The sequence below is a fragment of the Leptolyngbya sp. Cla-17 genome (genome assembly GCF_016807185.1).
Taxonomy (GTDB): Bacteria; Cyanobacteriota; Cyanobacteriia; order Leptolyngbyales; family Leptolyngbyaceae; genus ULC077BIN1.
In genome coordinates this window covers 907,568-928,517 of record NZ_JAEVYN010000001.1, presented here as the reverse complement: position 1 = coordinate 928,517, position 20,950 = coordinate 907,568, and the positions used below count along the sequence as shown (strand labels likewise).

Annotated in this window: 18 protein-coding genes and 1 tRNA gene; 8 read left to right on the top strand and 11 right to left on the bottom strand. The window is 48.3% G+C overall.

The window, feature by feature from the left end:
- Together JOY44_RS04220 and JOY44_RS04215 are read left to right on the top strand one after the other, a co-directional pair.
- The gene (locus tag JOY44_RS04220; RefSeq protein ID WP_171572461.1) at positions 1–909 is read left to right on the top strand and encodes a hypothetical protein; all 909 of its coding nucleotides are present in this window, start codon (positions 1–3) and stop codon (positions 907–909) included.
- A 91-nt stretch (positions 910–1,000) separates the two neighbouring features.
- Positions 1,001–1,873, top strand: a complete 873-nt coding sequence (locus JOY44_RS04215) for a class I SAM-dependent methyltransferase (protein ID WP_171572460.1) — start codon at positions 1,001–1,003, stop codon at positions 1,871–1,873.
- Positions 1,874–1,985: 112 nt separating this feature from the next.
- On the opposite strand, the gene JOY44_RS04210 is transcribed toward JOY44_RS04215, so the two are convergent.
- Positions 1,986–3,794, bottom strand: coding sequence for a hypothetical protein (locus JOY44_RS04210; RefSeq protein ID WP_171572459.1), 1,809 nt, complete (start codon positions 3,792–3,794; stop codon positions 1,986–1,988).
- A 225-nt stretch (positions 3,795–4,019) separates the two neighbouring features.
- On the opposite strand from JOY44_RS04210, the gene JOY44_RS04205 reads away from it, so the two are divergent.
- Positions 4,020–4,580, top strand: coding sequence for an NUDIX hydrolase (locus JOY44_RS04205; protein ID WP_171572458.1), 561 nt, complete (start codon positions 4,020–4,022; stop codon positions 4,578–4,580).
- A 119-nt stretch (positions 4,581–4,699) separates the two neighbouring features.
- Entirely contained in the window at positions 4,700–6,703 is a 2,004-nt protein-coding gene (locus JOY44_RS04200; protein WP_171572457.1) for a DUF3747 domain-containing protein, read from the top strand.
- 86 nt (positions 6,704–6,789) lie between these two features.
- Here JOY44_RS04200 and JOY44_RS04195 read toward each other — a convergent pair.
- From JOY44_RS04195 to JOY44_RS04185, 3 genes are all read right to left on the bottom strand, one after another.
- Positions 6,790–6,862 (bottom strand) — tRNA-Arg (locus tag JOY44_RS04195).
- Between the two features lie 64 nt (positions 6,863–6,926).
- Positions 6,927–8,135: an 8-amino-7-oxononanoate synthase gene (gene bioF / locus JOY44_RS04190; RefSeq protein ID WP_171572456.1), complete on the bottom strand. Its 1,209-nt coding sequence runs from the start codon at positions 8,133–8,135 to the stop codon at positions 6,927–6,929.
- 6 nt (positions 8,136–8,141) lie between these two features.
- Entirely contained in the window at positions 8,142–8,360 is a 219-nt protein-coding gene (locus JOY44_RS04185) for a hypothetical protein (RefSeq protein ID WP_171572455.1), read from the bottom strand.
- A 315-nt stretch (positions 8,361–8,675) separates the two neighbouring features.
- Between JOY44_RS04185 and JOY44_RS32300 the strand changes: the two genes are divergently transcribed.
- Entirely contained in the window at positions 8,676–9,254 is a 579-nt protein-coding gene (locus tag JOY44_RS32300) for a substrate-binding domain-containing protein (RefSeq protein ID WP_197984948.1), read from the top strand.
- A gap of 7 nt (positions 9,255–9,261) precedes the next feature.
- Positions 9,262–9,915, top strand: coding sequence for a sulfate ABC transporter substrate-binding protein (locus JOY44_RS32295; protein ID WP_197984947.1), 654 nt, complete (start codon positions 9,262–9,264; stop codon positions 9,913–9,915).
- A gap of 110 nt (positions 9,916–10,025) precedes the next feature.
- Here the strand turns inward: JOY44_RS32295 and opcA are convergent, their stop codons facing one another.
- The 6 genes from opcA to JOY44_RS04150 form a co-directional block, all read right to left on the bottom strand.
- On the bottom strand, positions 10,026–11,366 hold the full coding sequence (opcA, locus tag JOY44_RS04175) for a glucose-6-phosphate dehydrogenase assembly protein OpcA (protein WP_171572454.1): 1,341 nt from the start codon (positions 11,364–11,366) through the stop codon (positions 10,026–10,028).
- A 90-nt stretch (positions 11,367–11,456) separates the two neighbouring features.
- A complete protein-coding gene (gene zwf / locus JOY44_RS04170; RefSeq protein ID WP_171572453.1) occupies positions 11,457–12,989 on the bottom strand; it encodes a glucose-6-phosphate dehydrogenase in 1,533 nt (510 codons plus the stop codon).
- A gap of 370 nt (positions 12,990–13,359) precedes the next feature.
- A complete protein-coding gene (locus JOY44_RS04165; RefSeq protein ID WP_171572452.1) occupies positions 13,360–15,441 on the bottom strand; it encodes an NACHT domain-containing protein in 2,082 nt (693 codons plus the stop codon).
- An 81-nt stretch (positions 15,442–15,522) separates the two neighbouring features.
- Entirely contained in the window at positions 15,523–15,984 is a 462-nt protein-coding gene (locus JOY44_RS04160; RefSeq protein WP_171572451.1) for a hypothetical protein, read from the bottom strand.
- A 108-nt stretch (positions 15,985–16,092) separates the two neighbouring features.
- Positions 16,093–17,292 (bottom strand): 1-acyl-sn-glycerol-3-phosphate acyltransferase, encoded by a 1,200-nt coding sequence (locus JOY44_RS04155; RefSeq protein ID WP_171572450.1) that lies wholly within the window; start codon positions 17,290–17,292, stop codon positions 16,093–16,095.
- 128 nt (positions 17,293–17,420) lie between these two features.
- Positions 17,421–17,750, bottom strand: coding sequence for a hypothetical protein (locus JOY44_RS04150; RefSeq protein WP_171573691.1), 330 nt, complete (start codon positions 17,748–17,750; stop codon positions 17,421–17,423).
- A 171-nt stretch (positions 17,751–17,921) separates the two neighbouring features.
- Here JOY44_RS04150 and JOY44_RS04145 point away from each other — a divergent pair, with 171 nt between their 5' ends.
- Positions 17,922–18,482 (top strand): DUF2059 domain-containing protein, encoded by a 561-nt coding sequence (locus JOY44_RS04145; protein WP_171572449.1) that lies wholly within the window; start codon positions 17,922–17,924, stop codon positions 18,480–18,482.
- Between the two features lie 11 nt (positions 18,483–18,493).
- The gene (gene aat / locus JOY44_RS04140; protein ID WP_171572448.1) at positions 18,494–19,078 is read left to right on the top strand and encodes a leucyl/phenylalanyl-tRNA--protein transferase; all 585 of its coding nucleotides are present in this window, start codon (positions 18,494–18,496) and stop codon (positions 19,076–19,078) included.
- Between the two features lie 157 nt (positions 19,079–19,235).
- Here the strand turns inward: aat and JOY44_RS04135 are convergent, their stop codons facing one another.
- Entirely contained in the window at positions 19,236–20,909 is a 1,674-nt protein-coding gene (locus JOY44_RS04135) for a tetratricopeptide repeat protein (protein ID WP_171572447.1), read from the bottom strand.
- Positions 20,910–20,950 lie beyond the last annotated feature (41 nt).

Sequence of the window (20,950 nt, the reverse complement as noted above, 5' to 3'; positions counted from 1 at the left end):
ATGCACTGGCAAAAGCTTGGTCAACTTTATTCCCCCCTGCCTATTCATCCCAAACTCGCAAGTCATGCTGCCAACCCTCTCGCCCTGTTGTTAGAAGGAGATATTTATCGCGTTTTTTTTAGCGGTCGCGATGTTCAGAACCGTTCATCGATCGGATTTGTTGATATTGATATTCACAAACGTGAAGTCGTTTTTGTTTGTGAGAAACCTGTATTTGAGCATGGATCAGAAAATAGTTTCTACTCTCATGGTGTCAGTATTGGCAACTGGTACGAGGTAGAGGGTCAACGCTATATCTTATTCATGGGCTGGCAGTGTTCTCCTGGTAAACATTGGCGTGGCGATATAGGACGTTTGCGCTTAAATGATGACTTTTCTATAGAGTTAGATAGTGCTGAACCATTGATGGGTTCTGATGATACAGATCGATTTAGTTTGTCTTACCCTTGGGTAGTTAGAGAAAATGAGCTCTACCTCATGTGGTACGGCTCTACGTTGGCATGGGATGCAGGTAACGGGGAAATGCTCCATGTCATTAACTTTGCAACCTCTGCCGATGGTCATCAATGGCATCGACTTGGTTTGTCTATCCCTTATAAATTAGGCGTTGCTCAGGCATTTTCCCGCCCTACAGTTGTATCAGACCAAGCAGGTTACCATATGTGGTTTTCTTACCGCGGTGGTAAGCCTGGACGCGAGTATAGAATTGGCTACGCTCACAGTACTTTAGAAAAAAGGTGGAAACTCCAACTTGCCGATGCAGGCATTGACGTTTCCCAAACTGGTTGGGATTCTGAGATGATTGAATATCCTTTTGTTTTCGATCACAAAAGTCAGCGCTTTATGCTCTACAACGGTAATGGCTACGGGAAAACAGGATTTGGTCTTGCAGTATTAGAAAATAAGTGACCCATTTAGGAAAACGGAAGTTCGTGGATTAGCCGTACAGCTTTTACGATACGAATGGGTTTATTTAGTTGGCATTACACATAGCTCATTAATGAAAAGATGTCTCGCTTGCGGTGTAACTTTCCCTTCTGAAAGTTTATGTTGTTCAGCCTGCGGCGTTGAACCTAGTAACATAGACGGCTTTCCTGCTTATGCCCTTGATTTAGCGTGCGGTGGAGGTGGTTTTAAAGCGAGCTACTTTGGTGATCTTGCCCAGCTCGAAGCAAAACATTTTTGGTTTCAAATACGGAATCGATTAATTGTATGGGCGATCAAAACCTACTGCCCTGAATTTCAATCGTTTCTTGAAATTGGATGTGGCACTGGCTATGTTCTATCGGGCATTGCTGAGGCTTACCCTCAGGTGAAGCTTCAAGGTAGCGAAATATTTGCTGCTGGATTGGCTTTTGCTGCTGGCAGACAGCCAACAGTAAATTTTATGCAAATGGACGGCCGCAATATTCCGTTTGTTGATGAGTTTGACGCGATCGGGGCCTTTGATGTACTAGAACATATTGAAGACGACGAGCAGGTGTTAACTCAGATGCGTAACGCTTTGAAGCCACATGGAATCCTGTTGATTACGGTACCGCAGCATCCTTGGCTGTGGAGTGCGATCGATGAATATGCTTGCCATGTTCGCCGATATTCAGCCGAAGAACTACATAGGAAGGTAAAAGCAGCAGGCTTTGAGATTTTACGCAGCACTTCGTTTGTATCTAGTTTGCTCCCAATAATGCTTGCTTCTCGTGTTGCACAAAAACGTACGTTAGTCAAAGATATAGATCCCACGGCTGAGCTCAAAATTTCACCTTGGCTGAATCACTTATTCGCAAAGCTGCTAAGCGCAGAGGTTGACATGATTGACCGTGGCCTGAACCTGCCACTCGGTGGCTCTCGATTGGTTGTAGCCCGCAAGTTTTAACTGCTCTCCCCCACCTGTGCATCGATTGAATCTAACTTGCTTTTTGGGATATCAAAGCTTTTATAAAAACTATTTTAATTTGCACGGCAGCTATTTTTAAATCTGTATTTGTTCAGGGAAGAGATTTCTTACTGACCTCAATAATAGTCATCTTAAAGCGGATGTCGCCCTGGGCAATGTCATAGCTCGAAACCAAGTTAGAGGTAAAGCCAATGGATGAAAGGGCTGCATTTGCCTGCTGCACTACATTAGACTTTTGAGATAAAAGAACTACCTTAGGACTTTTATCAAACTGAAATTTTAAGTCCTGAGTCCGCACTTCTGAGTTAGGAGTCCCCTTAATAAAGTTTATGCTAGGAAACTCTCTGCCAATCAGTCGAAATGTTGCTGCGGAACTAGAGAAAACCATACTATACATCTGAAATTCGGGTTCATCGTTGAACCAGAAAAGGAATTGTCCTTTCGGGTCAATCTCTTTAAGAATGTTTTGAGCCTGAATCGTGGCAAGCATTGAATCTTCAGGAATGGAGCTATAGAACAAACGATTCCAAGCGCCATTACCTGAGCTAAATAACGTAAATAACGCCTGAAAGTTGAAGCAATAATAGAACCCCAATAAGGTCAAAACTAAGATTAACTTTGCACTTACCCATCGCTTATATTTTGTGGTATTCCCCTTTAGAATCAGTCGCAATCCCAACAATACAACGATGACAGCAATCACTAAAGCATATGTGCCGTGCATTAGGTTTTGAACATCCACAAGAGCGGCAGAGTAGGAAAAACCTTGACCCACCATGCGATAGAGCAGTTGACGAAACGTGAAGATTTGGAGAATTACAATGCCTGCAATTAAACTACCTGCTATTTGTTGATTCAGACGCTCCAACACAAGCGAAACTTGCTCTCCCAAAGCCAAAAACATGGGAGGAATCAGATAACTGGCATAATAGACAATCCGCAGAACCCCTTGCCCCTTTAGTTCCAGAAAAATACTGGGCAAAACGCAAAGGAGGAAAGTCACCGAAAAAATTGGTAAAGAGTGAACTAAAGTGCCCTTATGCTGAGACTGAATAGAACTCCACACAATGCAGATGAAACTGGTACAACTGATTAAGAACGGCAGCCACATCCACTGATGTTCGTTTAAGGAGACCACCCAACCCGGCGGCGAATAGCCATATCCATCTTTAGTAGAAGCAAAAATAAAGCGAACAGCAGGCATAAAGAAGAAAAGATTGCCAGTGATCACTTTGCTGATGGCACCAAAGAACAGAGTTACACCTACTAAGCCCAAGACACTATAGCCAATGCTTGCTAGAAGTGGATGCTTGCGATATCGATAGTTGCTCAAGAAATAGTAGGTCGTTAGGGCGGGAGTGAGAAAGACGGCAACCGTGTTGCTGAAGATCATCGAACCGTAGCAATAGCCCGCACCAAATAGGGCGAGTCTCCACCACTTCACCTGGATTGCCAGGGTCAGGAAGAACACAGTGAGAGAAAAATAGGCAAGCACGGCAACTTCAACGTAATCCCAATTTTGGCTGACTATGAAGTAGCCATAAGTGCCTAGGAGGACAGCTGCAATTAAGCCTGAGCGTTTACCAACAGTGTATTTGAGGGCACCGTAGACGGAGAGAATGGTAGCGTAGTAGAAGGACAGATGCAGAACATAGTTTGCTACTAGAGGTGGAAACAGGTGATAAATCAATGCTCCTACCATCGTCCACGGCAATCGGCTATCCGGATACATTACTTCTTTTGGGCTAAAGAGTTTAGCCGTGTCTGGATTAATAAACGGTGAAAAGAAATAGTGATATCCGGTATTTAGAAGTCGTGCTGGATGAATAAAATAGCCAAAGTAAGTCCAACTGTCTACAGGTCCAAGCCGTGGAAAGAGCCAGAGGCGAGTAATGGACAAAAGGATGAGTGGGAGTACTATCAGTAGAAGCAGCCCTAGGTCAACTTTTTTGATGCAGTTCCGAACTATTTGCATTCTTGAGTGCCATAGATTCGATTTAGCGCTGTCTATCATGTTGAGTTGGTCTAATCACTTCTTTGCCTTGAAAAGCTTATCAGATTGCTCCGCTGAAATCTGGTTCAGAGCTAGACTAAGATGCTGTGCAAGTCGAAATTTATTTAGCCCATGCATCCACGATCGCTTGAACCATGGAAAACCCTCACCACAGAAACGGTATTTGAGGCTCCACCCTGGCTAACGCTTTCGGTAGAGCAGGTTCAATTGCCGGACGGTCAACTTATTTCTGACTACTATCACATTCAACTACAGGATTATGTGGTCGTTTTTGCTCAGGTTCCTGATGGTGAAGTAATCCTGCTGCGGCAGTATAAGCATGGCGTGGGGAGGGTTAGCCTTACGTTGCCCGGTGGCGGTTTAGCAGCGGGTGAAACTCCCTTGGCAGCGGCTCAACGTGAATTATTGGAAGAAACTGGATATGAAGCTGAGGACTGGCAGTTGCTTTGTCCATTTGTCAGTAGCGCAAATTATCGATGCAGCCAGGGGTATATTTTTGCGGCTAAGAATGCGCGCCAAATTGCTGAACCCAATTCAGGCGATTTAGAAGAGATGGAAACCGTGTTAATGTCCTCTAACCAGGTGATTGAGGCTGTGCAGCAGGGTAAAATCGTCGTGTTGGGGGCATTAGCCGCGATCGCTTTAGCGCTGAACCCTTCCTTTAGCCGTTAGCATCGTCTAGCCGAATGAAATATTGGAGCAACTTTTCCTTTTTCCTGAACGTCAGGAGAACCAAGCGAATGAAATTGACAGGTTCAGACTATCATTGCAAGGAAAGTGGGCGCTGAGAAATGATGAAACGGATATTTAGCTGGCAGGGAGCGCTGCTTGTGGCAGCAGTTGGCGTTATTAGTACTGGACATTCAAGTTCTGTGGTGGCAGCGCAGTTTGACCATACAGAAATTAGTGACCAGAGTCGAATAGTTGTGATTGCTGCTCCTCTTGGAACCCAAGGAGGCAATCATAGGCTGCTGGTACTAGAGCAATTGAACGATCGCCGCCTTTGCTGGCAAGAATCTGGAAGTAGCCCCACTGCAATTAACCCGCTGCTTCTAGATTTTGACTTTACTGGAATTTGCGGTCGCGGTACAGACAGCAACAGCTATTCTGTGAGAGTTGCGGGGCAAGATTTGGCGGGTCGCTACAATTTACGAATTGTCCGGAAAAGCAACGATCTGATTTTAATTGCTTATTCGTTAGTGGACAAAGAGATTCAATCCTTTGAGATTGGCAGAACGAACGGCTTAACTGAGGGTTTTGCCAAAATCAACCTTGACCCTGGTTGGCGACTAGCACGGCGATCGTTTCAAGGTAAAAATGTAGGGCATATTTACCTAATTAACGACCAATCTTTAGCTGAGGTTGCTAAAAAAGTAGTGCCTCTTCAGCAACCAGTACCGCTTCAGCAACCAGTACCACTTCAGCAACCAGTGCCGCCTCAACTCGGTTCACCTGACCCCATGACTTCTCCAGCAGTGATACCAGCCCAGCCGCCTATAGAGCCTGTGCTCTCTATCCCTCAGCCGACTGGCGATCCAATCTCAGTGCCGCCTAAGCCACCCGTGGAGCCTCTGTTCTCTACTCCACTTCCTCCCTCTGTTCCGGCATCTCAACCGACTTTGAATCCTTTCGGGGCGGCTCCATCCCCAACGCAAAATCTTGTAGTGCCAACTGTTGCACCTCAAAATCCTGCCAGTTCTCCTTTCAATTCAGTCCCTCCGGCACCGCCTACCCTTACTCCTCCCCCTGCCGGATTTCCGCCTCAATCATTGGTGCCGATGGGCTCAAATTCTTGGGATATGAGCTATCGAGTGGTGGTTGATGCCGCTACGCCAGAACAGCAAGAGCAAGTTAAGCAACTGTTGCCGGGTGCTTTTCGGACATCTTTCAATGGACAGCCGGTGATGCAGGTGGGTCTGTTTCGCGATCGCGCTACCGCCGACTCATTGCAACAAAAACTAACTCGACAAAATCTGCAAGCACGGATTATTTCCAATGGGGCTACTGCAACCCGTCCCAGTTTGCCTAATCCATTAATCGCTAGTTCTTCTCCTAACACGCCGATTCTGACAACAGGCACTAATAGCGCATTTAATCTTCCAGAACCCAACTCAGCTTCTGCCTTGCAAAACTTGTCCATATGGGCAACGTATTATACGACTCACCAAGCAGAAAATCAGAGTGGTGGCTACCCGTTACTTGATCCGACAGGAACTAGCTTAGGCGTTTCATTGTCCGAACGTGACTGGTGCGCGGCGGCTTTAGAAGGAAGTGTGCAGATTACGAACAGTCAGAGTCTTTTGGGTGTTTATAACTTTGCAGGTCGTGGCGATAAAGACCAGGTAAATTGTTCTACCTACTACCCTACGCTAAAAAATATTAGCGCGACTAACCGGGTGCGCTTTAAACCTTCTAATACACTTTATGGGGAAGGGGCGAATGGCGCTCAACTCGTGCCCTATCGCACGATCGCAGTCGATCGCACCCTAATTCCTCTTGGCTCTGTTGTTTACATTCCAGAAGCGCGAGGAGTGAGCGTCATCTTACCATCGGGTGAACGAGCCATGCATGATGGCTACTTCTACGCAGGTGATGTGGGGAGTGCAATTAGAGGAAACCACATTGACGTGTTTTTGGGAATTGCCAAACAGAATCCTTTTCCGTTTGTGAAAAGCACAGCATCAGCAACTTTCACTGCCTACGTCGTGAATGATGCCTCACTTAAAGCAATGCTCATGCCCCAACAACGCTCAACAGTCTCATCTACAAGCCTATTGCGAGCTGGCAAAAATTAGCGACCGTTCAAAAAATATGGAGTGCAGATCAGTTTTTTAATCTACACTCCACCCAAACACTTAATTAGTCAAATGACAACAGACAACGAGCATGGAGGGACTCGAACCCCCGACCCTCAGGACCGGAACCTGATGCTCTATCCACTGAGCTACATACCCTTGCGATATAAGTATAACATGGCGAACTAATGAAACTGTGTATAACTTCACAGGCCAATCATGGCTAGGAAAAAATGCTGTGCAGCGACTCAACCAATTGTTCAAGCTGGGCAGGTTGGTGAGTTGCCATGACGGTGATGCGTAGACGACTGGTGGGCACCGTGGGCGGACGAATCGCAGGCACGAACAAACCCTGTTGGAGAAGATTGTTGCCGATTTGAAGAGCAGTGGAAGGGCGATCGACTTGCAGGCAAAGGATGGGGGAGTGCGAGGGGAGTAAGGTGTGCGGTGTGGTGCTGTTATCACTATTGAAAGCTGTGATGAGGTTTTGTTTGAGCCAATTTACGTTTTGCCAAAGAGCTGCACGGCGATTCGTAAAACGATCACTGAGGGAATCGCCATCTTGGGTAATCACGCGAATCGCTGCTAGGGCAGCCGCCGTATCAGCAGGAGAAAGTCCGGTTGTGTAAATCCAGCTAGCAGCGCGGTTTCGCAGAAAGTCGATGAGGGAAGCGGAACCTGCGACATAACCACCCAAACTGCCAAGAGCTTTGCTGAGAGTGCCCATTTGAATGATGGGTCGTCCGGTACAGCCAAAATGTTCAACGCTACCAGACCCAGTATCACCAAGAACGCCTGTTGCATGAGCCTCATCGACAAGCAACATACTGTCAAATTCATCAGCTAAATCAAGCAACTGCGGCAAGGGGCAGAGGTCGCCATCCATGCTGAAGATGCTATCGGTCAGAATCAAGCAGCGACGATGACGATCGCGCTGTTGCTGCAGAATTTCCCGCACATTCGCCACGTTGCAATGGGCATAATCTCGCAGGGTTGCACCGCTGAGAATGGAACCATTGCGCAGGCTGGAATGGTTATATTGATCGGATAGAATCAGATCCCGCTTGCCGACTAATGCAGCGATCGCGCCCAAATTTGCCAAATAGCCAGAGCTAAAAACGATCGCGTCTTCGGTTTGTTTTAACTGGGCGATCGCTCGTTCTAAATCTCGGTGCAGTGGGCGGTGCCCCGTAATCAGCCGCGATCCAGTACTGCCAGTCCCATATTCTTTAGTGGCGGCGATCGCCGCCTGGATTAACCGCTCGTCTCCTGCCAAGCCTAAATAGTCGTTGCTGGCAAAGTTGACCACTGATCGCCCGTCTAGCTGCACCACTGCATCTGCACGACCCGTGATGAGTTTAGGCGATCGATACCAATTTGCTCGATGAATCGCGTTTAAAGCCTCATCTATCCATCCGTAAGAATCGCTCACTGTTAGTTATTGATCAGCTTCTGGAGTGTCTTGAACTTCTGCACTATTGCCCCGCACGGGCGGCAATTTATCCACTAAGCCCATTTCAAATGCGGTGTCAGGCAACTCGCCAACCAAATATTTTCCCGGCTCAAAAAAGCGCCCCATCGTAAAACAAGGCTGGCGCAATTCTACCAACTCTCCAGGTGCAAACATATCCCGAGACAGGCGGCGTTCTAACGGCATTGTTTATTCCTCCATGATGGTTGATTGACCCGTATTCAACCATAACTTCTATCTCCCATTTCGGTTAAGCAACTCATTGAATGGCTCAAAGAGTGCGATCGCATCTGGTTGCTGATTCCCAACAAAGCCGCTCATATGCGACAGTTCAGCTATTTATTAATTTAACATCGCTAATTTGGTAGAGATTTAGATGTTTAGTTAAAAACTATTGATTTTATCCATTTCATGTGTCAGTCTCGTATTGTTCATTATTTAACGGTATTCCGATGTGAATACCGTTAAATAGCCTGTTATTTCGACAAGGTTCCCAGTTTTATGCAACACTCTAAGTCCCAAGCCGATTCATCTCAGCAACCATCAGGTTTGCCTATAGCGGCAAAACTAGTATCGTTTTTGCGTCCCACTCCTGTTCGTTTTACTGCTGTGGTGCTTGCAAGTGGATTAGGACTAAGCAGTACGCTTCCTGCCCTTTCAACAAATTTTTCTGCCAATGCACCTGCTCGCAGCCAACAGCCTCAATTGATCAGCCAAAAGCCTAGACAAGAAATTTTGTTGGTTTCCTACGCGGTCACAAAAGCCGCCTACGACAAAATCATTCCTAAATTTGTTGCCAAATGGAAAAAAGAGAAAGGTCTGGATGTCACGATTAGAACCAGCTATGGTGGCTCCGGTTCTCAAACACGAGCGATTTTGGATGGGCTAGAAGCGGATGTGTCGGCATTGGCATTAGGCGCAGATACCCAAAAGCTGCAAAAGGGTGGCTTGATCAAAGCAGGCTGGGAAAAAGAGCTGCCTAATATAGCGGTTTTCTGTCGGATGAGGTACGGGCAGAATAATAGAGAGCAAGGGTTTGAGCCTTTAGTTTGTACCTCACAGGAGCCGGAAACGCTATAATTCCATCGTGACGAAATCAGTGATTGCGATCGTGACTCGCCCAGGCAATCCCAAAAAGATTAAAACCTGGCAAGATCTGGATAATTCAGGCGTGAAAGTGATCACTGCGAATCCTAAAACTTCTGGTGGTGCGCGTTGGAATTTTCTAGGACTGTGGGGGTCGGTCAGTGAAACAGGCGGTAACGACGCAAAGGCTCGGGCTTTCGTTAGCAACGTTTATAAAAATGCGCCTGTGTTGCCCAAAGATGCGCGGGAAGCAAGCGACATCTTTTTTAAGAAGGGGCAGGGTGATGGGCTGCTTAACTACGAGAATGAAGTACTTTTGGAGCAACAGCAATTGGGTAGTAAATCTCCCTATGTGGTTCCCTCAGTGAATATTTCAATCGATAATCCGATCGCAGTCGTTGACAAAAATGTAGACAAGCGTGGCACGCGTGCAGTTTCAGAAGCATTTGCCAAATTCTTGTTCACACCAGACGCTCAACGAGATTTTGCGGCAGTCGGGTTTCGTCCGGTCAATGCCACCGTGGCGAAACAGGTGGGTAGCAAATTTCCTAAAGTAAGCAAGCTTTACACCGTTTCAGAGTTTGGTGGTTGGGATTCTATTCAAAAGAAATTCTTTGATGATGGGGGTGTTTTTGACAAAATTTATGCTCGTTAGCAGGAGGATGAATTCCACCATGGGGGCGATCGCGGGTGGATAATGCTTGAGCATAGGGTAAAGGCGCGAAATTTCGCGCCTTTACGTTGGGCGGCTGTGAAATTTTTTGCCTATGATTGCAGGGGTAAGGACAGAATCTGAACGACGATCGCAAGGCTTTCTTCAAACAGCACTTCCCGTCCCCAGCGTTGAAGCTGTTGACTCAGCAAAAACTCAGCTTTTTGGTCATTAATTGCCTTCACCATTTCGGTGTAGCCACCGGATGCTTGAGCCGCACCGCCTGCTTCCAGTCGCATACAGCCTGTAGTTTCAGAACACAAAATTGTGCCGCAGTTTGCACTGGGATCGGTAGACCCTAACCGCAAACCGATTAAATCTCCCACAATTTCGCCAACGTCGGCGGTAGGAATGGCAGCCAGTTCTGCTTCAACCTCTAACTGGTCAGAATTGACAAACTTGATATGTCGAATCTCATAGTCACCGCCAATGTCGATGAGGGCTGTTGGTTTCCAATCCAATCGACTGGCGAGCCAACCCAAAAATAGCAGCGCTTGAGCAGTATTTCCTTGTTCATAGTCAATCACGACGCGATCGACCTGGGAGAGGGATGTGCGGCGTTCTGGCGGATCAAAAGTCTCTGCGGTCAACTCTTGCCAGGGTAACAGCCGATGCCAGTTGAGATCTGCAACTGAAATGCCAGAATCAACTAAATCGTGCATTTTGACAAACTCAGCCTCTGGATCGCTGAAATAGGAGGAGTCTAAAATAATGCACTGAGCCGCTTCAGTTAAACGTTTGAATAACTCCTGTTCGGGGTTGGGGGTTGCTTTCCACCACAAAAACTTAGGCAAGTCTGGAACGAGCAGAGCCGAAACGAGATCGCCAATATGATTAAGGGCAGCTTTTGTTCCAGTCAGGGTGATGTACTCACTGCAAATAAGATGTTCGCTGGTGGCTTTTTGAATGGGGCAATAAGCGGAAACAACGGATGACACACCTTGATCTTCTCCTAAGACAGGGCTAAGGGTGATAATGCGACGAGGATTGCGAACCGCGATCGCATCACTCAAATTCGCCCCCCGCAGATTGATGTTATTCACCTTTAAGCGATCGCTCGGTAGCCCCGCTATTTCCTCTCGCAGCCGAGCCAACGTACCCGGATCAACTCGACCTGTAATGGGTAGATCATAGGCTTTCTGGGCTTTTTCAACTGCCACTTTCGTCTCAGAGCCATGGGTGCCATCAATGGCACCTTGATAAAACCCCAAGACTGCCAGCAGTTGCTGAAATTCCTCTGGCTCGTAAACAATCATGCTGAAGGTGGAAGCACGAGTAGCCGTAACTGCAACATCGCTACTTTGGCTATTCCACATCGCATTTAATTCTGCCTCAATCTCATGCAGCGAAAGATTTTTCGGCTGTTGAACTGCAACAAGGGGAGTAGTGGTCATAAGTCAGATTTTAGTGATTTGCTTAGTGATCAGTGAAAAGTCAGTAATGATCCGGCATTCGTTACCCGCCATCCCTAATTAATAACGCCTTTACAACAGTCTGCGCCATTTGCGCCCATCTCGTTGTAACAGCAATTCAGCCTCCACAGGACCCCACGTTCCGGCTTCATATAGCGGAACTACTTCTGGGGGAGCAGGCGCATCCCATACTTGCAGTAATGGAGTTAAAATTCGCCACGAGGCTTCCACTTCGTCGCCGCGAGTAAACAACGTTTGATCGCCTAACATACAGTCGATTAGCAACCGAGCATAAGCATCAGTATTAGGCTGACCAAACGCAGACTCATAGCGAAAATCCATTTCTACGGGGCGCGTGCGGAGAGAATTTCCGGGCGTTTTTACATCAAACCGCATGGAGATGCCTTCATCTGGCTGGATTCTCAAGGCGAGTACATTGGGGTTCATCTGTTGGGCTGCCGATTGAAACATTAAAAACGGCACTTCCTTAAACTGAATAGAGATTTCTGAAACCCTTTTGGGCATCCGTTTTGCAGTTCGCATGTAAAAAGGAACGCCCTTCCAACGCCAGTTATCGATAGAAAGCTTGAGCGCTGCATAGGTGGGCGTGATTGAGTCGATCGCTGCGCCTTCTTCTTCTCGATATCCAGGAACCTGCTTACCCTTCATCCATCCAGAGGTGTATTGCCCACGAGTCGCAGTTAAACGAATATCCTCAACGTTTGATAAATGGGTCGCTTGCAGCACCTTGACCTTTTCACCCCGAATGCTATCTGCATCTAGCGAGTTAGGGGGTTCCATTGCGGTCAGGCAAAATAGCTGCATCAGGTGATTTTGCACCATGTCGCGCAGGGCACCAGCCGTTTCGTAGTAGCCTGCCCGTCCTTCTAATCCCACCGTTTCGGCGACGGTAATTTGAACGTTATCGACAAATTGACGGTTCCAAAGTGGCTCAAAAATGGCATTGGCAAACCGAAACACCATCAAATTTTGAACGGTTTCTTTGCCCAAGTAATGGTCAATCCGATAGACCTGAGTTTCATCGCAGACTTTTTGCACGACTCGATTCAATGCTTGAGCCGAACTTAGATCGCGCCCAAACGGCTTTTCGATCACCATTCGCTGCTTTTTGGGATTTTCAATCATCCCAGCGGCACCTAGCTGAAGAATTGCTTCGGAGAAAAACCGGGGTGCCACAGATAGATAAAAGACCCGATTGCCGCGAGTGCCCCGTTGTTCATCCAGGGTGCTAAGAAAGGTTTTTAGATTTTGATAGCTTTCTGGATTGTCTAAATCGCCTGCAAAGTAGTAAAGCCCTTTGGCAAATTCGTTCCAGGTCGCTTCGGAGCCTAATCCACTGCCAAATTGCTCAACGCCTTCACGCATGTGGTCGCGGAAGTAGTCATGCGTCCATTCACGGCGCGCAAAGCCCACAATAGTGATTTCAGGAGGAAGCCTGCGCTCCCGTTTCATCTGATAGAGGGCAGGGATCAGTTTGCGCTGGGTCAGGTCGCCGGAGGCACCAAAAATGGTCAAAATTTGCGGCGCTGGTACGCGGTCTTGTTGCAAGCCAGAGCGGAGTGGGTTTTCGAGCAATGTAACCATGGGCAAAATGATGATAGAGGACTGAGGACTTTTAGCAAGACGAGGTGGAACGGATGAAGGCGTGGCGTGAGTGGGTCAGGTAGACAATTTGTGAGGAATGATCTTCTTATACCGCTGGTAGGCAATTTTGGCGCTAGCGATCGCTACTTTTACCAAAATTTATTCGACGCTTTTGGCGCGATCGCTCCTAAATAATGTCACGTTCAAGTTTGCTGTGAACGGGTGCATGTTGCTTAGCTCACCATTATCCTAACCAAGAGCATTGCTAGCTGTGGTTGCCAAGCGCGATCTGGATTCTCTTGGGGGTTCAAAACAGTCGAGTTTTGAACTCCAAGTTTCTTGGTTTGAACTGGAACGGTCAGGTTAGCAGTCAAATTCTCGGCTGCTGAGTTGCAAAGTGGTCGAGCAATTCTCGGTGCAGAAAGCGATAGCGCCCACCCACCCGCTGGAGCAAGCGACGCTCGACGCAGTAGTTGAGAAACCGCGCTAGATTCCAGGGGGCAACGCCACTCTGCCAGAGGACGAAGCGCAGGCAAACATGCTGAACGCAGGCAAGCCCACCTCCTACTACAAAGCCAAATAGCAGGGCACCAAAAATCCCGGTGAATAAGAATTCCGGGAAGGCGGCTCCTAGGGAACTAAGGATGACCCAACCACTTTCTCCCTGACTGATACCCTGGGCAACGATGCTGGGAAGTGCTGAGATTCCGAACGTCAAAAGAATGCCGAGGGGATAACTGAGGGCGGTTGTCCACAAGAAACTCTGCAGCGAGTTCCAGATGCCCTGGTTGGGGCGCGATCTCAGTTGTAAGTCTTGCTTCAGCCCAGCAATCAGACCAAAAATCAGTCCAAAAATCAGTCCAAAAATCAGCCCACCAATCAGACCAGCAACTAGACCAAAAATCAGCAGCCCACTCACACCACCACTCAGCCCAAAAATCAGCAGCCCACTCACACCACCACTCAGCCCAAAAATCAGCCCACCGATTAGGCTAACAATCGAGCCAACAATCAGACCAGCCTTCAAACTGTTTAAAATTTCTCGCCGCGCATCGCGCGACATCAAAGTTTTGAATGCCTCAATCGGTTTAATATCACTCAGCTTAATGAGCATCCCAATAATCAGACCACCAATCATCCCAAAAATCAGCCCACCAACCATCAAAATCATCAGCCAAACAATCAACGAAACAATCAGTCCACTAATCAGCCGATAGCGTCGTCGTGCCTGCTTTGTCTCCAACCAATCGGGCTGGATGCGCTCAATCAGCAGTTCCACGATGTTGTTTCGCTGCAACTGCCGTGCCAGCCAGCCCAACGTCCGTTGGGTTTGTTGATAGCTAGGTTCTTGTGCCAGAGTTTCGTACGCCCACTGTCGATTATCCTGGATACCCCTTTGTTTTCGGTCTGCGTCCCGCGTGTCATAGTGCAGTCGCTGTTCAATGTATGCGTCATACAGCGCAGCCCGCTTAGTAAATGCCTGCCCTTCATAGGTCACTGCCGCCATGCTCAACAGCAGCGGCACCCGCAAAATACCGGGGTTGCCGTCTGCATCGGGTTTCAGCATCGGCTGCATCGCTGCCTCAGTCTGAATGCCTTGCCACAGTGCCTCCAAGCCCAAGTCCCGCAAGTATTGCTCAATCTGGGCATCACTAAGCGGTTCCAGACACACCTGCCCCGGCAAACTGTCTAGGGTCACACCACCCTCGCGATACTCCTGTTCGCGACAGCACACCACCATTCGCGGATAGCTCTGCGCGAATGCATTGATGGCTGCAATGCACTGCCGCTGCGGCTCCATGCCCAACTCATCCAAGCCATCCAGCAAGGGCAGCAGCAACTCTTCCTCCAGCCATTGGGCACCCTCCTGGGGCTGGAGGTTATATAAATCCTGAAGTTGGGCAATCAGCCAGTGTCGCAGTGTGGGTGTTTGCTTATCTTGCTTCCATGCCGATAGTTCAAAGATTACAGGGATTGTCGTGCCCGGTGTAGTGAAGGCTTCATCCAGCAGTTCTTGAGCCAACGTCAACAGAGTGGTGGTTTTTCCGGCTCCCGGTGCACCTAAAAGCAGCAGCTTACCCCGAATATCTGAACGACAAAACACCGTTAGAATGGCTTGCTTCAGGTCTGATATCTGCGTCTGAGGGGTCACTAATTTACGTCGCAGCTTCAACGATGCCCGACTCACAGCTTTGCTCTCATCCTGTAGCCGCAGCGGTATCAGCACCTCCTCGTCATTGAGCGTAAACGAGAGCCTCGTTGCAACATCATCCTGTACTTTTTGGAGAATTCGGTGTTGGCGATCCGTCCATTGTGGATGCTTTTGCCCTACCAGATCGACATAGACCTTGGTGATCTGACTGCCATCGCCCTGGATTAGATCGCCGCCTGCTTGCCCCAGCCGCACATCGCTATCGTTAATCTCGCTGCGATCAATATTTTGATCTTGCACGCCAGTTCCTCACCGCAAAACACTCCGACTTTTCGAAAAAATCGGAGGTCTGAACCCCGACCCCTCCATTCACATGCCCAATCAGCCAAAAAAAGCAGCGGCGATTCCCAGCCACGGGGCAACAGTCTTAAAAACATCCGTCCCGGTTTGCCACAAACTTTTTCCCGCTTCGCTGGTGTCCTTCAAGGTTTTCATGGTTTCGCTCACCTGCTTCAGGTTTTGCCCCACCAATTCCTTACTGGGGGTTTCCTTTGCCGCCTCCCGTTTGGCAGGGCGCAGATAGTCGAGCAGTTCCTCTTGCTGAGTCGGATCAAGCGATGATCCCTTCACCGCTGCTTCCAACTGTTCCAACAACGTCACCACGTCTGCACTCGTAATGCCTTGCTGCTGAGTTTGCAACTCTCCCTGCTGGTGTTGCTGGAGGTCGCCTCCCGCCTGCCCTAGCTGCACCATGCCGCCCGTGAGTGTGACATTGCTGAGGCTTTGCGATTGGCTAGGTTGCTCAGATTTAGAAGGCTCGGACGGAGGCTTTTTGCCAAACATACCTTTTTCCCTGCTGAGATTTTCTCTATGATAAGCCGCTGCTTGGGCACTGCCAACATTCCCCTACTGTTGAGCTAGGGGCTAATGCGATCGCTACTTTTACCAAAATTATCGGGATTGATTCAACAAGTCCAGGTTCGTTTGAACCGCTCGCTGAATTGTTTGCATCGTTTCATTAACGGTCGCTATTTTGTTGGTTTGAAACGCCGTGAATGAGTCTTTTAAGTTAATTGGGGCGCCAATTTTTAGGGTTGCCACTCGATGTCCTTTGGGAGCAGGTTGATCGATGTTGAACACTTCTCGTTCTAGCCGAATCAAGGTATCCATAAACCGTTCTAGCGTGGGATTTTCTGCCACATAGCCGTCATACATTGCATCAAAATTCAGCACTCGTCTCATCGATCTCTCGACAAATTCCGCTGTCCATGGGCGATCAGTTTGCAATCCAACCTTTAATGGCTCTGCTTCGGTTTGTATTGCGTTCAAAACCCGATAAACGCGCTCTCGATCGAGGTCGGTTGCCGCTGAAGTTAACCCATACTGCTGTTCGCAGGTTTGCAAAACGTAGGCTTTCAGAGTTTTAATGCGCTGATTCCAAGATAGGGTCGAGTCAGCCGATGCCATGCCATAGTCTTGTTCAAGTTGAGTCAGCACTGTTTCGGCGATCGCTCGCAGCCGTTGATAGTTGCCCGCTCTCGTCGGCACTTTTAATTTTTGTTCAAGTTGAGTCAATAATTTTTCAACCGCGACCGTCATGTCTTGGGTATAGCGATACTTAATGCTGACTGGAACTGCATAGAGATCGATAGGATCATTACCCTGCCTCACCACACGGTTTATTGCCTGAAATGCCAACTGCACCGCACCTGTCCGAAAGTGAGTCACGATGTCGTTCTGAAACGAACACCCCCCTTCTGGAAAAATGACCAGATGACAACCGGGTTGCGCCAATAGCTCCATGGTTTGGATGATACTGGGGCGATCGGCTAATCCGCGCCGAACCGAATAGCAACCGATCGCTTGAAAAAAGCGCCCTAGCTTGCTTTGTAATTGCTCATAGGCTCCTAGATAATAAAATGATTGCCCTAATCTGCCAGAGAGTAGAAAGATCGCGATCACATCATGAAAGGTGGGGTGATTGGGCATCAGCAACACGCGATCGTTTCGCAGCGCTATCAACTGATTGAGGCTCTCATATTCCACCTCTAAATCCATTTGAAAGCCCCAGGGTGCAACTAGGGGAGCCAGCATTTGAATCAGCCGAACGAAAGGCACATTGCGACGAGGTGGATAAAAATCAATCGGCATATGAGTTCGGGGTTTGGGGTGCGGAAGTTCGGGTTTCAGAGTTCGGGTTTCAGAGTTCGGAGTCAAAGTTTTGCACTTCGCACTCCGTACTTCACATTTCGTACTCGGCACTCCGCACTTCGTACTTTTTACTGTCCACAGCAGCGATCAATGCCCAAACTGTCTAGCAGGAGGTCGCTAACGGCGTTGGCGATCGCAAATTGTCCATAAAAACTGTTGGAAAAATCAAAGGCTTCCATTTCCGTGACGATTGCCATCGTTAACGAGATTAAATCGTTTTCGCCTTCCATTCGCTGACGCATAAAAATTTGCGCGGCTCGTTTAGCAATCTGTTGATTCACCTGTTCTGGTAAAAATTCTGTGTCCAGCCAGTTCAACAAGGCAGTTTGCAGCCATTCCCCTTCCTGAACAGGGTTGTGGGCGGGGGGCAGCGTGATGTTTGGAATCGGTTCAACCATCGGCACGATTAAAAAGGTTCAATCACCTGTTCTACAGTGTAAGCCCGTCTTAACGACTCAATAGCGCCATAGAAACACCTCTACACAAATGTTTGCCCCGATCAATCTTGCTAGCAGGTCGGCTAAACCGTAGCCTATAGTTGAAATGCCAAAGATGCGATCGCCAAAACTATGCTGCAACCGATCATCAAGCTTGCGGGAATTACGCTGCTTATTACCAGCACATGGGCAGGCTCTGTTAGCGCCCAAGCCGTGCCATCTCCAAAACGCGCTCTAATTAGAGAATTGCTGGAACTCACCCAAGCTGGAGAGAGTGCTAACGCCATTTTGAGTCAAAGCTTAGCTCAAATGGAAGCTGAGTTACCTAAACTGTTATCGGGTTTTTTAAAGGATTCTGGTTTGCAGGGCGACGCATTGGAGAAACAGACCAACGACACGGCGCTGAGAATTATTCAGCGCTATCGAGAGCGTGTGCCTAAAGTGCTGGATATGAAACAAATTACTGAGCAAATCAGCTATTCTTTATACGAGAAATTTTATACAGAAGCAGAATTAAAAGATGTGATTGCTTTTTACAAAACTCCTACCGGGCAAAAAGTGATTACAACTACGCCAAGATTAATGTCTGAGTCAATTCGCCTGTCCAATCAGCTCGTGTTGCCCAAAATGACGAACCTGATTCAAGAAATTGTTAAAGAAGAAATAGGCAGACTCCCTGCAAAGTCGAAATAGGAACGCGATCGGTGAGCAGTCAGTTGGATGTTGCTTCCATTATTCACGGCTACGCCCAAGGCTATTTTTTAATGGCAGATGAAGCGGGCGACGATTTGGGCTGGTATTCGAGTCGGCAGCGGACGCTGATTCCGCTGGACGATCGCTTTCGCTATCCTAAATCGCTACAGCGCGTGCTCAATCAAGAGCGGTTCACTGTTGCCGTCAATCGGGATTTTGCTAGCGTTGTGGCAGGCTGCGCCGATCGCGAAACCACCTGGATTTCTGAGGAACTCAAAACCGTTTACTGGTCGCTGCATCAAGAAGGCTGGGCACATAGCTTTGAAACCTGGCAGGGCGACAAATTGGCGGGCGGCATTTTGGGCATTGTGATTGGCGGCGCATTTATTGGTGAATCGATGTTTTTTCAGATTCCCGATGGATCCAAAGTTGCCATGGTAAAGCTGGTGGAACACCTGCGAGATCGCCAGTTCACTTTATTCGATGCTCAAATGATGAACCCTCATTTAGAGCGCTTTGGTGCCTACGTGATCGACAATCGACAGTATAAGGATCTACTCCGGCAGGCATTGCAACAGCGATGCACGTTGGCATAGAAGAAGTGTGATTAACGAAAGACGCGTTACAAATGAAGTGCGGAGTTCTTGACTCCTTATTTCATCGTTCGGCATTCTTCATACTCACCATTTCTGCATTCGTTATTCTGCATTCGCCACACCCTCTGCGGAGACGCTGTGAGACGCTGTGCAAATGTCACTCGCTTTTTGATTCTGAGGCTTTTTGAATGCGGGTGGCAAAATAATCTTCGCGGAATTTGAGTTGCTGAGCTAAAGGTAAGGCTTGCTGAAAGGCGGCGATCGCTTCAGGATATTCTTTTCGCAACAAATGCACTTGCCCCGTTTGATCATAGGCATCCATCACGCCGTAGGTGTTGTACGCCTGTTGCTCAATTTCAACCAAAAAGGCATACATGCGCAATGCTGAATCGAGGCGATTGTTTGCTCGATACAAATCTCCTAGTTTTTTGAGCGCATCTGCCGCATGAGCAAACTGTAACAGTGGGATCGCGAGCTTGTATGCCAGCTGATAGTTAGTTTCGGCTTGATCGAGTTGTGCCAAACGGCGATGGTTGTCAGCAATTTTGAGGGTTAAGGCAGGAATGAGCTTCGCATCCCCCAAAGCAGTCTGATGAAAGGTGATCAGTTGCGCTTGATAGGGAATGGCTTGGGCTGGCTGCTTTGCCTGCTCATGAATGTAAGCAAGCCGATCAAGATACAACGGAAAATTGATTGGGTCACGCCGCGATCGCGATCTCGCCAATAACTCTTGATAGGGCTGCACAGCACTACCATAATCAAACCAAGCAAGATGAAGTTGCCCCAAGGTAATCAGTGTCGCTTCAAGTTTGAATGAATCATTGCGTCGTCGGGCTTCTGCCAGCAATTGCTGATAAACTTTGACCGCTGTTTGGGGTAAGCGCACCTGCTGATAGGCAAATCCCAGGGCATCCAGCAAAGAGACCTCTCTATTCAGGCTCCCCAAAATGACGAGCGCGTTCACTCCACCCACGGCTAAGGGATTGGTATCAAGAGTGCCAAAAAGCTGTCGGGCTGTCAGGGTTGGAGCCGTTTGAGTTTGCGCTTGAGGCTGATTGGATGAAGGGCTGCTCTCAGTTATTTTTGATGGTTGGCTGGGTTCCAGCTCTAGAGAAAGATCGGGGGGGAGCGTTTCAAGCTGAGCGGGCATAACGGGTGTCGCCAATTGCCCCTTGCTGGCAGATTGGTCTGTCTGCATCTTTGCCAAAATCTCATCCAGTCGTTTTGTGATCCAACGCAGTTGAGTTGTATCGCTTTCTCGCCATGCCACATCGCCCACTCGACCTAAGGTCAGCACTTCTTCCGTCAAAGGACCTGCCAAACGACGAAATCGCAATTCTCGGTTCCAAGCGTTGAAAGCAGCCACGCGATCGCCCTGTTCCAGTTTTGTTGCCCCAATGATGGCTAACCGATTTGCCCCCACTCGCAGCTGCCGAATCTCTTGAGCCGTCAAAGGACGATCTTTGTAATCGTATGGAATGAGAGGATCAGGCTGAGTAATTTCCAGAGGATTGGAGGGGAATTCTTCGGCAACGGGCTGTTTTTTCGTGTCTGCGGGCTTTTTGCTTGGAACAGGTTTGGGCGGATTGGCGGGAGCAGGCGGATTAACTGGAGCGGCTGGAGTGGTCTGAATGCTAGGGGGAAGTGATTGGGTTGGAGAGGCCGGTGAGATCGATTCTGGAGTATTTTGAGGCAGGGATAGCTGGCTAATTTGGGCGATCGCGTCGGTTTGCCAAAACAACAGCAAAATACTTGTGTTGATTCCTGTGACTCCCACGATCAGGCTGAGAAAAATTCCTGCTTTCAACTGACTCTTCCACAGCCACACCATTTCTTTCCCCCAGAACTGATTTGTTTGAAGCACTAAACCAT